General features: G+C 48.3%; 16 protein-coding genes and 2 tRNA genes. 5 read left to right on the top strand and 13 right to left on the bottom strand.

What is annotated here, in order from left to right:
• Positions 1-9: 9 nt before the first annotated feature.
• From ACL2XM_RS11375 to ACL2XM_RS11335, 9 genes are read right to left on the bottom strand one after another with little or no spacing between them, the layout of a single operon-like run.
• A complete protein-coding gene (locus ACL2XM_RS11375) occupies positions 10-1,164 on the bottom strand; it encodes an MFS transporter (RefSeq protein WP_413732923.1) in 1,155 nt (384 codons plus the stop codon).
• Between the two features lie 8 nt (positions 1,165-1,172).
• Positions 1,173-1,853, bottom strand: a complete 681-nt coding sequence (locus ACL2XM_RS11370; protein WP_413732922.1) for an HAD-IA family hydrolase — start codon at positions 1,851-1,853, stop codon at positions 1,173-1,175.
• Between the two features lie 5 nt (positions 1,854-1,858).
• Positions 1,859-2,578 carry an SDR family NAD(P)-dependent oxidoreductase gene (locus ACL2XM_RS11365; protein ID WP_413732921.1) on the bottom strand — a complete coding sequence of 240 codons (720 nt, stop codon included), beginning with the start codon at positions 2,576-2,578 and terminating at the stop codon, positions 1,859-1,861.
• Between the two features lie 24 nt (positions 2,579-2,602).
• Positions 2,603-3,607: a carbohydrate kinase family protein gene (locus ACL2XM_RS11360; RefSeq protein ID WP_413732920.1), complete on the bottom strand. Its 1,005-nt coding sequence runs from the start codon at positions 3,605-3,607 to the stop codon at positions 2,603-2,605.
• Positions 3,604-4,032, bottom strand: a complete 429-nt coding sequence (locus tag ACL2XM_RS11355) for a RidA family protein (protein ID WP_410014885.1) — start codon at positions 4,030-4,032, stop codon at positions 3,604-3,606. Before ACL2XM_RS11355 ends, ACL2XM_RS11360 begins: the two co-directional genes overlap by 4 nt.
• An 11-nt stretch (positions 4,033-4,043) precedes the next feature.
• Entirely contained in the window at positions 4,044-4,775 is a 732-nt protein-coding gene (locus ACL2XM_RS11350) for an SDR family oxidoreductase (RefSeq protein ID WP_413732918.1), read from the bottom strand.
• Positions 4,772-5,416, bottom strand: coding sequence for a DJ-1/PfpI family protein (locus ACL2XM_RS11345; protein WP_413732916.1), 645 nt, complete (start codon positions 5,414-5,416; stop codon positions 4,772-4,774). The genes ACL2XM_RS11350 and ACL2XM_RS11345 overlap by 4 nt, the downstream gene beginning before the upstream one ends.
• A gap of 18 nt (positions 5,417-5,434) precedes the next feature.
• A complete protein-coding gene (locus tag ACL2XM_RS11340) occupies positions 5,435-6,496 on the bottom strand; it encodes an inositol-3-phosphate synthase (protein ID WP_413732914.1) in 1,062 nt (353 codons plus the stop codon).
• Between the two features lie 58 nt (positions 6,497-6,554).
• Positions 6,555-7,559, bottom strand: coding sequence for a Gfo/Idh/MocA family protein (locus ACL2XM_RS11335; protein WP_413732912.1), 1,005 nt, complete (start codon positions 7,557-7,559; stop codon positions 6,555-6,557).
• 522 nt (positions 7,560-8,081) lie between these two features.
• Between ACL2XM_RS11335 and ACL2XM_RS11330 the strand changes: the two genes are divergently transcribed.
• Together ACL2XM_RS11330 and ACL2XM_RS11325 are read left to right on the top strand one after the other, a co-directional pair.
• Entirely contained in the window at positions 8,082-8,642 is a 561-nt protein-coding gene (locus tag ACL2XM_RS11330) for a PEP/pyruvate-binding domain-containing protein (protein ID WP_410014890.1), read from the top strand.
• Complete coding sequence (locus ACL2XM_RS11325; protein WP_413732910.1) at positions 8,635-8,955, top strand: hypothetical protein; 321 nt, start codon at positions 8,635-8,637, stop codon at positions 8,953-8,955. The genes ACL2XM_RS11330 and ACL2XM_RS11325 overlap by 8 nt, the downstream gene beginning before the upstream one ends.
• Before the next feature lie 227 nt (positions 8,956-9,182).
• Here the strand turns inward: ACL2XM_RS11325 and ACL2XM_RS11320 are convergent, their stop codons facing one another.
• The 4 genes from ACL2XM_RS11320 to mtfA form a co-directional block, all read right to left on the bottom strand.
• Positions 9,183-10,454 carry a tyrosine-type recombinase/integrase gene (locus ACL2XM_RS11320; RefSeq protein WP_413732909.1) on the bottom strand — a complete coding sequence of 424 codons (1,272 nt, stop codon included), beginning with the start codon at positions 10,452-10,454 and terminating at the stop codon, positions 9,183-9,185.
• A 303-nt stretch (positions 10,455-10,757) separates the two neighbouring features.
• Positions 10,758-12,017 (bottom strand): tyrosine-type recombinase/integrase, encoded by a 1,260-nt coding sequence (locus tag ACL2XM_RS11315; protein ID WP_413732907.1) that lies wholly within the window; start codon positions 12,015-12,017, stop codon positions 10,758-10,760.
• A 161-nt stretch (positions 12,018-12,178) separates the two neighbouring features.
• A tRNA-Asn gene (locus ACL2XM_RS11310) sits at positions 12,179-12,254 on the bottom strand.
• A 92-nt stretch (positions 12,255-12,346) separates the two neighbouring features.
• The gene (gene mtfA, locus ACL2XM_RS11305) at positions 12,347-13,123 is read right to left on the bottom strand and encodes a DgsA anti-repressor MtfA (protein ID WP_410015440.1); all 777 of its coding nucleotides are present in this window, start codon (positions 13,121-13,123) and stop codon (positions 12,347-12,349) included.
• A gap of 93 nt (positions 13,124-13,216) precedes the next feature.
• On the opposite strand from mtfA, the gene ACL2XM_RS11300 reads away from it, so the two are divergent.
• The 3 genes from ACL2XM_RS11300 (at position 13,217) to ACL2XM_RS11290 (ending at position 15,261) form a co-directional block, all read left to right on the top strand.
• Positions 13,217-13,306 (top strand) — tRNA-Ser (locus ACL2XM_RS11300).
• 219 nt (positions 13,307-13,525) lie between these two features.
• On the top strand, positions 13,526-14,434 hold the full coding sequence (locus ACL2XM_RS11295) for a cation diffusion facilitator family transporter (RefSeq protein WP_413728541.1): 909 nt from the start codon (positions 13,526-13,528) through the stop codon (positions 14,432-14,434).
• Positions 14,435-14,841: 407 nt separating this feature from the next.
• Positions 14,842-15,261, top strand: coding sequence for a DUF6515 family protein (locus ACL2XM_RS11290; protein ID WP_410015438.1), 420 nt, complete (start codon positions 14,842-14,844; stop codon positions 15,259-15,261).
• Positions 15,262-15,289 lie beyond the last annotated feature (28 nt).

Below are 15,289 nucleotides of genomic sequence, written 5' to 3'. Positions count from 1 at the left end.
GGGTATTATTTATGCGGACGAACGGATCCTTGAATTGACGGCCAAAGAAAGAAGGGCAGTAGTCCCACAAATGATACCCATGATTATAACTAATGAAGGACCGCTATAATCTAGTGCTAAACCGCCTGTAAGCGCACCGAGGCCTATACCTCCGTTAAATGTCGCGACATACAGCGCGGAAGCGGCGTCGGCCTGATGTGGCGCTATTTCTAAGATCCAACTCTGCAGACCGACAATAAGCATAGTAATTGACGCTCCCCATAACGTCATTGCGAACCAGGTTGTCACTGCCGCTCGACCTGCAATAAGTATAGTTAATTGAGAAAAAACAATTCCCAAAATGGCGATTGCCACGACAAGCTTTATCTTTCGGCTCAGCCATCCTCCCCCCGCATTTCCCACCAGGCCTGCTACGCCGAAGACTAAAAACACCAATGGAATCATGCTTATGGGGACCCTGGCAACACTTTTAAGCAGCGGAACTATGTATGTGTAGGCGCAAAAATGCGCAGTTAAGCTGAGTCCGGTCACCAACGCTGCACCATATAATGGTTTATTATTAACTGGAGCGGCGGAATGATGGTTTTTTTGATGCGCGGGAAGAATTGGTAGGAGAAATGTACCGGCTATAATTCCAACAAAACCTAATGCCGCAAATATACCGAAAGATATACGCCAGCCAAATGATTGGCCTACCGCTGTTGCAAAAGGTACGCCGCCGACGACTGCAAGTGAAATTCCAAAAAAAACCCATGCTGTAGCGCGCCCTGCTGCCATATTGGGCGACGCACGCATGGCGAATGCAGCGATAATTGACCAAAAAACGCCATGAGTTAAAGCGACAATTATCCTGAATATTGCAAGTGCCCAATAATTGGGTGATATTGCCGATAGCACGTTTGCTAAAGTGACAACCAATAGCAATAGCAAATAAAGCTTTCTCCGCTCCATTTTCCTGGTCAGTAGTGTAAATGGAATTGCTGTTATGGCGGCGATCCATGCGTAGCCTGTTACCAATAATCCAACTCGCGCGTCGCTCACTTTGAACGCATCACTAATTTGCGACAAAAGGCCAATAGGAAGATACTCCGTTGTCTGTGCAACGAAGGCCCCAAATGCCAGCGTAGATAAAGTTAATGGCGTACTTATGGAAGATTTGACCATTATATAAATTATTTCCTTTTTGAAAGATATATTCCCGTTTCATCGATAATGATGTGGATATGTCGATAATCGGAAATTTTTGGCACACCACTTATAGCAGCGTGATTATTGACTTGAGTGATGACTAATACGCTTGCTCCTGCCAATGTAGCTGCTTCCACTCCAGCTGGCGCATCTTCGAAAATAAGGCAGCTTTGAGGCTCGATACCTAGCTTTTCCGCAGCGGTTAAATATCCTTGCGGGTCTGGTTTCCCTTTGGTGACCAGCTCTGCTGAGATTAGGATTGGCGGGATAGGTAAATTTGCTGCCTTCAAGCGTTTATGAGCCAGCTCTGTATTTGCTGAAGTGACAATTGCCCACTTTGTGAAGGGTATTTTGTTCAAAAAAACAGCCGCACCCTTTATCGCAACAATTCCTCTAACATCCGCTTCTTCTCGGGAAATCAGTGCATCCGCCTCCAAATCGGCGTCGATACCTGGCGGGCAATGCATTCTGACCGTATCTCGCGTTCTGCGTCCATGGGCCGTAGATTGTACAAGGTTAAAATCTAAATGATGACGAGCACACCATGCTCGCCATATGCGTTCAAAAACAGCGCTCGAATCAATTAAAGTACCATCCATATCGAAAATTAGAGCTTGGTAAGGTTTTGTATGTTTCCAAAAAAAATTTCTATGTGACATGACCATACTCGTTACACCACGGTATAACCGCCATCCATCATGAGGTCGGAGCCCGTGATTGCACTTGATTCGTCACTGGCTAAGAAAACGGCTCCGGCGGCTATTTCATAAGGTTCGGTCAGCCCGAACGGGGTCATATTGACAATTGATGCCGTGATGTCTGGATCTTGAGCATTAACCAGAGGGGTTCGTACTATGCCGGGAACGATTGAATTAACGCGAATTTTATCTTTGGCAAAAGTCACAGCGGCGTTACGTGTAATCATGCTTAGCGCTCCCTTTGTGGCGTGATATGCGGCGACGCCAGGCGCTGCCACATGAGCCCAACTGGATGTTATGTTGATGATAGAACCGCCACCGTCCTTACGCATCAATGGCACGACAGCGCGAATTCCGAGCATAGGCCCGGTTTGATTGACACTGATCACACGGTTCCAGTCATCCAGATTGATTTCGTCCAGAGGTTGATAGTTGGTAATCGCCGCATTATTGACCAAAATTTTAATTCCATTATATTCTTTGTAAAAATCAGCGATGGCATTATCCCAAGCAACGGCATCAGATACGTCGAATTGCAAATACGATTGCCTATCGTGTAATGGATCATAAGGGGTGGAGCGAATATCTCCGAGCAGGACCCTAGCACCCTCTTTGGCAAAAGCATCAGCGATTGCACGTCCTATACCACCTGCGGCACCAGTAACAATTGCAGTTTTGTTTTCAAGCCTCATTATAATTACCTCATAGTAATCAAATCAGTGAGTGGGTATCGTAATATTAGTGGTAACGAGCTGTGCCAAAGTCGGCAAGTTACCCCGAGCACCTTTGGCCATCGTTGCTATGGCTCCGGCGATATTTGCAAATCTCAACCGTTGTATTGCCTCTAGTCCGGCAATAAAGCTAACTACATAGGCGGCAGTAAATGTATCTCCTGCACCAGTGGGATCGACGGCATTAATTGATGGCGAGGGAACCTTTGTTAGCATGTTATTCGCCTGCAATTGTGAGCCCTCGAAACCAAGCGTGGTGATAATTTCCGGGATGTCTTCGTGAATCGATAATCGACTGCTATCACAGGTAATAAGCGAATATTCGTGTCTGTTAACGATCAGGGTATGACATGCTGGTATGATCATGTCTACCAGCTTGTCGCCAGCATAAATCCCTCCAGGGTTCCAAAAAAGAGGAGGTTTTTTGGGATTTGAAATCATTACCTTCATTAGAGCATGTAGCGCAATTGGAGTCGGGTCGAAGGTGATTATGGCGTCGGCATTGCTTATTGCTTCTTCTATATCATTTGCAGTTAAGTATTCATTGGCACCTCGTGACATTAGCATGAAGTGCTGATTAGAAAATAAAGGTATTATCACCCTACCTGTAGGGGCTTCACTAACTCTCTGAACATATGAAACATCAATGCCTCTCTGGGCTAAATCGTTGATAAGGATGTCTCCGTTTGAATCAGTTCCAATTGCCCCTAAAATAGCGACTGATACACCCAACTTTGCAAGCGCGGCCGCACAATTGCCGGCATGACCGCCGGGCAACGTTGACTCTGAGCGAATGGTCAGAGTACTATCATCTTCGGGACAACCGTTTATTTCCAGTATAAGGTCAATATTTAGCGAACCGATTACTAATATTCGAGCAGATCTGCAAGCCTGGTATAAACTAGTAACTTCTGTCTTTGTGAGGGAAAGCCCCTTCAAGGTGTTAAATTTCTGCTCCCTTGATTCATTTTTTTCTACAGAATTATTCATTTTAGGCGTCCCTCACTATCCCTGATTACTGCTATCCCGCTTATTTCGACCAGACAACCCTTTTCTGCGAGTTGGGATACTATTACTAAAGTGCTGGTCGGAGCAGGCTGCTGCAGGATTCTGTTACGCACTTCCGAGACGGCGGAAAAATGCTCTCTGTCAACGAGATATATCACAAGACTTACTAGCTCGGATAATCTGGCGCCTGCATGAGAAAGAATGCTATTGATACGCTGAAAAACGATTTCTGTTTGGTGTTCTGGATCATTAAGTCCCAGGACATGACCATGAACGTCAGTGGATACTTGTCCACTGATAAAAATCAACCTAGATGCACCGGAGATTGAAACTGATATACCAGGCGAATATTTTCCTATTGGTTTAGAATGGCTTGTTGGCAAAATAATATCTCTGTCGTTCATCATCCCACCTCATTTTATTTGTAAGGCCCAAAGCTAGAAGAAATTGAGCAGACTTGCATCTCCCTGATCTCCATAGTTTCCGGAAGCTCGAAAAGCATTAGGATGGCTTGAGAAATATCATCCGCACTGAGGGCGTCAGCGCGGGTTCCGGGCTTTGCATCCACGTGGCTACCGTTGAAGTAGGTATCTACTCGACTGGGAAATAAAAGACTCACTCTTATACTATGAGATCTTAATTCTAGCCTTGTTATATCAAGCAAAGATCGTATACCAGCTTTGGCGGCAGAATAAGCTGAACGATAAACAAAAGGATATAAAGCGGAATCAGAAAGTATGCCGATAACTAGGCTGTATTTTACCTTCGTAAGAAGTGGAATACAGGCTTTTAGCGTGTAAAATGTGCCGTTAAGATTTATGTCGAGCGTTTTTTTCCATTCGGTTTCTGAAAGCTCCTCCAATCCTGTCCACAGCCCTTGTCCGGCATTCAGCACTACTGCGGATAAATTCGCGCCATTATAAAGGCTTTCTTTCGCTGCGGTTGTAACCGCTATAGGATCGCTAATATCTACAGTAGAATACTCCACTTTTATACCAAATTTCAGGCATTCCTCAGCCAGCGATATTAGTTCGGAATCCGAACGCGCCCAAAGAACGAGATCGTGGCCCTTAGCGGCCAATGTTAGTGCTGTGGCTCTGCCAATCCCACGGCTTGCACCTGTGATTAAGACACGTCCTGGCACGCTCATTGCCGTCCCCCTGAAATCGCTTCGTAGGTGCTTACCCCGCGGCCGGGAATCACCTCCATACGCAGCGAAACCGGTGAGATTGTATAAGGGGCAATATCTGTCAATATGGCAAAAGCCAAATCTATTGATTTAAGCGACGGTTGCATGTCCCCGCCGATTGTTATTATTCTTCCATCACGAACTAATCCAGTTTTAATATGGATAAGTGGGTGGTCAGACAACATTTGTCGTTTATTGTGGTGAATTGCCAAAGAGCTGTGACTGGCTTTTCCTGTTGCCGCAATAAGTAGTGACCCGGTACAAATGCCATATAGAGTACTCCCATTCTCAAATGCTTTAACAAGTAAAGATATTATCCTTTCGTCTTTTGCTGCCTCGCTGGCCCCTTTTCCTCCGGGGATTACCACGGCGGACGCAGATACAATTTGTTCAAGATTATTAGTCGTTCGGAATCGTATCCCGGACGAGCCGATAGTCTCGTTAGATGTTGACGCCAAATATATGTCGATATCGGGTTGATATTCTTCGGGCGTAACGTCCGCTGCTTTCTTCAACACAGAATAGGCCCCAAAGAGATCTAGCTCATCGACGCCGTTATATGATAGCAGTGCCACTTTGATTGTTTTTGGGACCGTATTCATTCATAACTCCTGGTAATATTAATTTGCAGATGCGTCAAGTTGGCTGAAACTTTTTGCAATAATTTCCGGAGTGTACTTTGGATGCCCGCCCGCGGGAGACTTAAGGCGACGGGTTGCAGCCGCAGAAAAACCGCCGAGGCCTATCCTTCTCGCGGCTGCGGCAATCCGAATGAGGTCGATAATGACCCCGGCTGCATTACTAGAGTCCTGCACCTTCAGCTTAAGGTCGACTGATACTGGCGTGCCAGCCCACCCCTGGCCTTCGATATTAAGAATGGCAACCTTATTGTCCTTGAGATGTGAAATAAAGCCCGCGGAGGGAATGACTTCGACATTGCTGGTATCGACACCGTCTTGTGTGAGGGCATTGATTTTTGACTCACGTTTGCTTGCGCCGTGGTCTCGCAGATTGCGAAAGTCTTCATTACCACCAAAATTTAATTGATACGAACTTGAAAGTGTTATACCGCGTTCACTGAGTAGTCCGAGTAATTCGCGGTGAACGATAGACGTACCAAAATGACTAGCTAAGTCGTCACCGATTAGAGGTACATTGTTCTTTTCAAATTTTGCCAGCAACTCGGGAGAGCGGGCAGCAATGTCAGGAGTTGCATTAACGAACGCCACCCCGGCCTCAAGTGCGGCCCTAGCATAAATGTCAACTGCCCATTGTAATCCGGTAGGCAGGGAGTATAGCAATACCTCCGCGTTGCTTTCACGTAAACGGCTGACTATTTCTTTAAACTTCGCAGAAGTAGAATTGCTATTTTGTTGTGTAAAACCTTCAAGGACAATAAAATCTACCGTGGGAAGGGATACGTCTAACAATGGATAGTTATTGGGTTCTGCGAGAACCGCTTGGCTAAAAGGTTTACCTACTTTGTTGGGATGAATGTCGAAGGCGGCGACAAACTCAATGTCACTGACGCCAAGCCCACCGATTCGTGGCCGAGTAATTCCCACGAAGTCGGTTTCTTTCACACCTTGTGAAGCCAGTTTCTCGTAATAAGAAGCGCCTTGATAAAGAGCTGAAATATTATTACCTACGCCAGCTACGGCAAGACGAAGTCTGGTAGTCATGGTTGAATACTCCAATATATTAAGGACCAAGGAATATCAAACTTACTGAGCGGTCCGGTTACTCGGCAAGCAGTAATGCTTCTTCCAATAAAATTTGAGCAGCATAGCCATCGTCAAAGTTAGCTACTTCTGCCTGTTTAACATTGTTTTGGTGGCTGCCAACAATGAGCCTATATATATTTCCCGAATTATTGAATGACTCGGAGTGTATTTTGGGATCAGAAATTTTTATATAAGCCAATTTCCCTGCGCCAGTGTCTGGATTTACAGTTATATTTGCTGAGCCCAATGTTCCTTGGATCTGTGCATATATTTCACGACGGCCTATGCAGACTCGGGACGTCAATATTCGTGCTTTTGCAGTTGTGCGGTCGTTTGCGAGCAGTACATCAGCAATATCATCGGTATTACAACTTATTGGTATACTTCCTGCATTTCGTTGTGGCCATGCGATAACCTTTGTGGCGCCGGACACATGCCATTCATCTGATGTTATATAACGTAGAAGGTCAAATAAATGTACCCCCTGATCCCCTAACGTGCCGGCGCCACTTTGCTTAGAATTATGGCGCCAGGACCAAAGAGTTGATGGACCCGCAAGGAAGTCATGATAAAACTGTAGGTCGATATGTACCAATGCTCCCAATTCTGGCGAATGACACAGTTCTCGTAAGCGTTTGAACACTGGGTGAGTACGCCATTGGAAAGTAATTGATGCATTTCCTCCCGTTTGCCTGACTTTTTCAGCAAGAGATTTTGCTGCTGCCGCTGAATGGGCAAGTGGTTTATCAGAAATGACGAGTAGATTTTTATTTAAGCTCGGAATTATGAAATGTTCATGTGTATCGGGAGGGGTCACTATGGAAATAGCGTCAATTTTTCCACTATCTATAATGTCGAGCGGGTTGTTGCTGATTAGTGGAATCCCATATTGAGTTGCTAATTTTTTTGCACGGCTTGGGTTGTTCATGTACCCCAAGGCCGCAACGGTTGCGACATTAGATTCTTGGATCCACTGTATATGGGCTTCCGCAAAGCCTGTACCAATAACCATGAATCTCATGTTCTTCCCCCATGAAAAAAATGTTCAGCAAGTAGCACAGTTTAGTTAGGCATCTGTACTTCGAATGACAGGTTAAGCCTTGCCATCGCTGTTAAAGTCAATAGTTTTTTTCAACAAAAATCATACTTGACACTGACAGCGCTGTGAGGCTCTAAGGTGATAACAATAGTGAATCCAGCACTTAGTTATAAGTTATAGGATTTTAGTGTTAGGAAAAAAACCATGTATTCCATAGTGTCTGGTAAAGGCGGCACATCTTGAAAATTGCTGAAACTACTAGTGCGAAACATTCATGCTATTAACTGAAATCAATGTCTCGATCTCAGTGTCGTAGGATTAAAATTCTCCCGACAAAAGGAATTACGTAATGCAGGTTTTCCTGTGCCACCATTTTATTTTATCCCGGCTGAGATATTCGATTCTGTTATTCATGATTTATATGAAGAATTCGGTGAGTTAGTTTTTTCATCTAACACAATCGTCGCTGATATTAATCACTGGTCAGAATATGTCTAGAGAAATATGAGGTCGAGGCCGTTCCCCGAAAATCTTCGAGATGATATTACAGAAGCATGTGGCCACTTATCTGGTGATTCAGGATTATTGGCGGTTCGGGCGTGTTCAGTTGCAGATGAACAAGGGGTAGGTGAGGATTCGGCATCCGATCCTTTTGCTGGATTATCCGATAGTTTTCTTTTCGTCACTCAGGAAAACGTTATTAAGGCGGTCGTCGAATGCTGGGCTTCAGCATTTAATCTAGAAATGATTATTTATCGTAGAGCACGGGGACTTCCACCACTGGGCGCTAGGATTGCTGTCGGCATTCAAATAATGATCCATGGGGTACGTTCATGCGTAGCATTTACTCGTTATCCGAAAAATGGTGATAATAGATTTATAATAGAGGCAGCCTATAGAATTGACAAAGGAGTGGTTCAGGAAAAATCAGATGTTGGTTTTTTTGGGTTGATGAACACCATAAGTGCAGAAAATACTAAATGGTTTTGTAGCATAGAATGCAAAAAAATAATCAGAATTTTCAAGGGGTGTTATCTCCGGAGATTTTCATCAAAACATGGTTGATCGACCAACTTTAACAGATGACGAAGTAGTATCCCTTGCTAAATTTAATAGTCAAGTCGAAGCATATTACAGCGTTACGCAAGTTATTGAAGGTACTTTAGATGATTTTGCTAATATTATTTTTTACAATCGCGTCTCATTTCATTCGCAGCGAGTGCCCAATTTATCAGGTGTGTGTCTACTCCATCTCAAGCAATTGCTATGGAGTAGTGATAATATAACGGAAAGTTTCTCTGGGGTTTCATCGACTTTAGCGCTCATCCTTGCAGCAAACTATTACGATATTTTTTTGAAAGATCTTTATTGGTGTTGACGTGTTTCAAGAGGCATTTGAAAAAAACGAATTTAATCTCGTAAATATAGTAAATTCACTGGTATTCTCCATTTTACCTTGAAAGGCATCGTTAGCCTGAGAATCTGAATATCTTATCAGAACCAGCATTTAATTTTGAGCGGAGTTGGTGTTCAAGCTGAGCAATAATATAAAAATAAAAAGCAGATCCCTTTCATCGAAATCTGCTTTTATCAACGTTTTATCGATCAGTCTATTCCGGCGGCCATATGTTGTCGAGCATAGATATATGGTGCAATATACGCCATGTGATTCACATTCAGAAAATCCGACCACCATTGCATCATCTCCATGCGGGCTTCCAAATATTCCGCTTTATGCACATAGGCCGCCCGCACGCCGTTGCGCTCCTTATGACTCATCTGTCGCTCAATGGCGTCCTTTGACCACAGCCCTGACTCGTTTAGGGCGCTACAGGCCATCGTTCTGAATCCGTGGCCGCAAACCTCGATTTTGGTGTCATACCCAATCACACGTAGCGCTTTATTAATGGTGTTTTCGCTCATCGGTTTGTACAGACCACGCGCACCCGGAAAAACGAAGACCGACCCGCAGGTAAGCGCCTTGATTTGTTTTAGCAGAGCAACTGCCTGATTGGATAACGGCACCAAATGCTCGTCCTTCATCTTTGCGCCACGCTCTGAAAATCTCACGCACTTTACGGCTTCGCGCTGCGCGGGCACCGTCCAGATACGTGCTTTCAGGTCGAACTCTTCCCAGCGGGCGAAGCGCAATTCGCTTGAGCGCAGAAAGACGTGCAGATTCAGTTCCAGCGCTAGGCGAGTTAGCATTCGACCTTTGTAGTTATCAATGTTCTCAAGTAGCTCAGGCAAGCGTCGCAGCGGCAAAGCGGGAAGATGTTGGGTCACAATCGGCGTCACGACGCCACCCAGATCGAACGCGGGGTTGTATTTGATTAGGCCCTGTTGCACGGCGTGACGCATGATTTTGGTCAGGTACTGGCGCATTCTCCCTGCAACGTCATGCACGCCTTTGTCGTCGATAGCCTTGATTAGCTGTGCCAGATGACGGGTTTCGATCTCTGCGATATCCATTTCGCCAATCATAGGGAAGGTATAGCGTTTCAGGCAGGTAAGGATTTTATCGGCGTGGCTTTGCGACCAGAGTCTGAGGCTGCTGGTGTGCCATGAGGTTGCGATGTGTTTAAAGGTGCGGGTTTCGTCTACAGCGGTTTTTTCGGATTCACGGGGCAGGGAAGGGCAGATGCCGGATGCCAGCAGCTTGCGGGCAGCGTCGCGCTTTTCACGGGCCTCCGCCAGCGTGACCTGCGGATAGGCGCCTAAGGCCAGGCGGGATTCTTTGCCGCCGAAGCTGTAGTGGAAATACCACAGACGCGAGCCGCTGGTGGATACCAGTAGATACAGACCCTGGGCATCGGTGATTTTGTAGGATTTTGCGAAGGTTGTTGCAGCGCGAATTTTACTGTCAGTTAGAGCCATGTGAGGGTCACTCCATTCATCGAACTGAATGACCCGCAATTTGACCCCACATTTTCCGTATACCTAGGGATAAATCAAAACGTATCGGAAAGGGTTTTTACGCTAACTTATTGAATTTAAGATATATAGGGATTCATAAGAAAGCATAAAAAAAGAAGAAGTGGTGCCCGGACTCGAAATCGTCAGTAGAGAGAGCGAAAATACAAATGTAAATCCTGATAAACATAGAAAAAGCAGATCATTAATAGGTCGGATCTGCTTTTACTTTTCTCGTCAATTACGACCATTACTGATTAGGCAACCTTATGCTTTCTCCAATCTGCCCCAGACATAGGGTGGGACAAATGCATCCCGGCATGCATCCAGATAATCCGACCACCACTGCATCATGGCTTTGCGGGCATCAAGATGTTCCGCTTTGTGGATGTACGCCGCCCGCACGTTGTTGCGTTCCTGATGGCTCATCTGGCGTTCAACGGCATCCCGTGACCAAAGCTCTGATTCCATTAAGGCGCTACAGGCCATTGCCCGGAATCCGTGGCCACAGACATCAGTTTTCGTGTCGTAACCCATCAGCCGTAGTGCCTTGTTGACCGTGTTTTCACACATTGGCTTATATGAGTTATGGTCGCCGGGGAATACCAGTTCCAGATGCCCTGAGATTTCCTGTATCTGCCTCAGAATAGCAACAGCCTGCCGGGACAGCGGCACGATATGCTGTGTGCGCATTTTCGCGCCACGCCCGGAATAACGAACACCTACAATGGTTTCCCTTGAGGCGGGGATGGTCCAGATTTTGTTTCTGAAATCGATCTCGCGCCAGCGGGCGAAACGCAGTTCGCTGGAACGGATAAACAGATGCAGGGTCAATGTCACCGCCAGCCTTGTCAATTCTCGTCCATGCTGATAGTTGTCGATGCGAGTAAGTAGTTCGGGCAGGTGTTCCAGCGGCAGGGCAGGATAGTGGTGTTTAACGGGCGGAGCCGTCACGCCTTCCAGATTCAGCGCCGGGTTGTGTTCCACCAGTCCTTGCTGCACTGCGTAACGCATAATGCTGCATAGGTGCTGTCGGGTGCGGGACGCGACTTCCAGCAGTCCCTTTTCCTCAATCCCTTTCAGCAGAGCGGTGAAATGTCGTGTTTTCAGTTCCATTACCGGCAGATGCCCAATCACCGGGAAAATATGATTGTTCATGCTGGCAAGCAGGCGGGCGGCGTGGTTCTCCGACCAAGCTTTATTGCTTTTATGCCAGCCCAGCGCCACGGCTTTAAAATACGTTTCCGGTGAACAGACGGAATTTTCCGCGACACGCACTTGAGCCGGGTTGATATTCTGCGTTAGCAATTTTCGGATGCCGTCACGCTGTAGCCGGGCGTCGGCAAGGGATACCAGCGGATAAGCGCCTAAACCGAGACGAGATTCTTTGCCATTAATACGATACTTGAGGTACCAGAGACGGGAGCCACCGGGATTGACCAACAGATACAACCCGTGTGAATCGGACAGTTTGAAAGGTTTTGCCAGGGATTTAATGCTGCGGATTTTCGTGTCGTTAAGAGACATATGGGGGTCACTCCATAATCGAACCAACCTGACCCCAAATCTGACCACCAATTTTTCCCGATGCAGAGGGAAAACTAAAAACGCATCGGGAAGATTTTTCACACTAACTTATTGAATCAAAATCATATAGGGATTCGCAAAGAGGCATGAAAACAAGAAATTGGCTCCTCTGACTGGACTCGAACCAGTGACATACGGATTAACAGTCCGCCGTTCTACCGACTGAACTACAGAGGAATTGCGAGAACGGGGCGAATCATATCCGGCCCCTCCAGGCGTGTCAACGTAAAAACAAATGTTACGGCGCGATTGCGCAACCCTTGGTCAAATCACGCGCCGGCATGCCGCTGAGCGTCCAGGCGCGCCAGGGGATCCTGACGGTAAAACTGCGTAAAGCAGCGATAGAGTTCGGGGAAGCGTTCGTTTAACAGCTCGGTGGAGCTGAAAAAATACTCGGACAAGACCGCAAAGCATTCGGCCGGATCGCTGGCGGCGTAGGCATCCATGCTGGCGGCGTCTTCGCCGACCAGGTCAACCTCATCCTGCAAATCCTCCATGGCCGCGTGCAGCAGCGTTTCCCAGCGCGCCACGTCCCTGATGGAAATCAGCGGCACGCCGTTAACCACCCCGGCGTTACGCGCGTCCAGCTTATGGGCGGTCTCGTGGATAATCAGGTTAAAACCGCTGAGATCGAACGAGTCCTGGATCTCCAGCCAATTAAGGACGATAGGGCCCTGATCCCAACTTTGCCCGGAGTGCACCGCTTCGCCGCGATGCACCAGGCCATACTCATCCTGCCATTCGTCATTCACCACGAACGGCGCGGGATAGATAACCACTTCATGAAAACCGTCCAGCCACTCAATGCCCAGCCCCAAGACCGGCAGGGCAAACATCAGGGCGATACGTGCCTCCATCGCGTCATCCAGGGTCAGGCCCTGCAAGGGGACTAATTTCTTCTGCTGGAGAAACTTACCGGCCAGCATTACCAGAGCGTGCCGCTCCGCGGCGCAGAGGGGTGAAAATAACGGGATCGCCAGCGCCTCTTGCCATAAGGCAAGGGTTGCAGCGGATGGCGTAGAACTTTTCCATGGCCATTTTATCATCGTGTTGCTCGATAAGTCGTCACTTGAATCGCCAGGCGAGGTTTAGGACTATTAAAATGCCGTAAAACAGGGCATGATAGCAACCGCTAAAAAGGAGAGATGCCGGAGCGGCTGAACGGGACGGTCTCGAAAACCGTTGAAGGAGCGATCCTTCCCAGGGTTCAAATCCCTGTCTCTCCGCCACTATTCAAACAGTTATCCCCCTGCCGGTCTGTGACTGGCGCCACGCTGGCCACCACACCCCAAAAAAAAACGCACCGATAACCCTGATGGCATCCCATAGGCAGCGGCAGGGGTTGATGATAACCTAGCCCGGTCCGGTCTTATCCGTATTCCCGCTTACATCGCAATATCAAACGGTTAGCTATATGAAGAAAAAGAATAGCCGTGGGAGAGAGTGTCATGTTGTTTAATCTTCCCGGTAAGACGCTGACGCGCATGGCGTCGCTGATGTCGCTTAGCCTGGCTCTGGTGATGGTGGTCGTAAAAATCTGGGCGTGGACGCTGACGGGGTCCATGGCGCTGTTGACGTCGGCCGCGGACGGTTTGGTCGACGTTCTGGCCTCGGTGGTTACGCTGATTGGCGTCTTTTACGCCCAACGTCCCGCTGACAAAGGCCATCGCTACGGGCACGGCAAGTCCGAGGCCGTGGCGGCGTTTGTGCAGGCGCTGCTGCTGGGCGGCGCCGGGCTGGTGCTGGGCATGGAATCCACGCAGCGCCTGTTCCACCCGCAGCCGCTGATGCAGCACGGGCTGGGCATTTGGGTTATCATCGGCAGCACCCTGTGCACCGCCGTGCTGGTTTCAATGCAAACCTTTGTCGTCAGGCAAACGGCCTCCACGGCCATCGCCGCCGATCGCGCGCATTACGTTACCGATATCGCGGTAAACCTGGCGGTGCTGTGCGCCCTGGTGCTTGACAGCGCCTTCGGCTGGACCCGATCGGACGCTATCGGCGCCCTGGCCATTTCCTGCTATATGATCTGGAACGCGCGCGGCATGGTCGTTACCGCCCTGCGGCAACTGCTGGACCAGGAGCTTGGCGCTGAGGATCGCCGGCGTATCCGCGACGCCGCCCTGGGCTGCGAGGGGGTGCGCGGGGTGCATGATATCCGCACCCGCAACGGCGGCGATCGGGTTTTCGTCGAACTGCATGTCGAGGTGGACGGCCAACTGTCGGTAGATGTGGGCCATGAAATCGGCGACGCGGCGGAAGCGGCGGTCAGGAAACTGTTTCCCGCGGCGGAGGTACTGGCGCATCTTGAACCGGCCGGGATCGTCGACGAGCGTCTTGACGATCTGGTAAAATAACGCGCGCGCCAAGGGCGGATAAAAAAAACACCCACCGAAAAAAACTGTGGGTGCCCAACATCACATATGCCGGCTCTGGAGCGAGCGGACGGTTAAAAAATAACATTGCCGGTCGTCGGCTTCCAATGAGAACGGCTAATCGCAGCGTTATCAATATTCATATAAATTATATGTTTACAACTCCTTGCATCCTTAACCCTTTATTTGCATTGCAGGCGTTGCATAATGGGCGTCCAGAGCAGGCACCCTGCAGTTGCGATCAATTATTAATGGATGGTAAGGATTCTGTTATAGCCGGCTAAAGATGCGTAAATGCACTTGCGAATTCATCCGTTTAGGTCTGTTATGAGAGCATCGGCGACTTTTTTTAAGCATGTGTTTTTAAGCGGGAAGGTTAAAGGTACCTTATGAAAAAATTATTGAGCCTTGTGTTATCGCTTAGCCTCCTGGCGCCGGTGGCGGGTTTTGCCGCTCCCGGCTGGCACGACGGGGGTCACGGCGGCCATGGATGGGGCGGACGGGGACCCGGTTGGGGTGGTCCGCATCGCGGCGCAAGATTTGATTTCCTGCCCGGCGTGGCGGCAACGGTGCTGGTCGCTGGCCTGACGTATTATGTGCTTGACGGTATCTACTACCAGCGGCAGGAAAATCAATATGTGGTGGTCGACGCGCCGCCGCAGCCGCAGGTTTACGCCTCCGGCGGCATGAGCGGCAATATGACGGTGCTTGACCTCAATGGTGAACGCTTTTACGTTAACCAGGGGCATTATTATCGTCGTAGTATCAACGGCCAGTATTTGGAAGTGCCGCGTCCGGCCGGCTTATAAGCCTGGACCGCGCGCCGGTTCGCAAACC

Origin of the sequence: Sodalis sp. RH20, assembly GCF_047324205.1 — a bacterium.
Taxonomy (GTDB): domain Bacteria; phylum Pseudomonadota; class Gammaproteobacteria; order Enterobacterales; family Enterobacteriaceae; genus Acerihabitans.
Note: the sequence above shows the minus strand (reverse complement) of the source record. Positions and strands in the feature narration are given on the sequence as shown.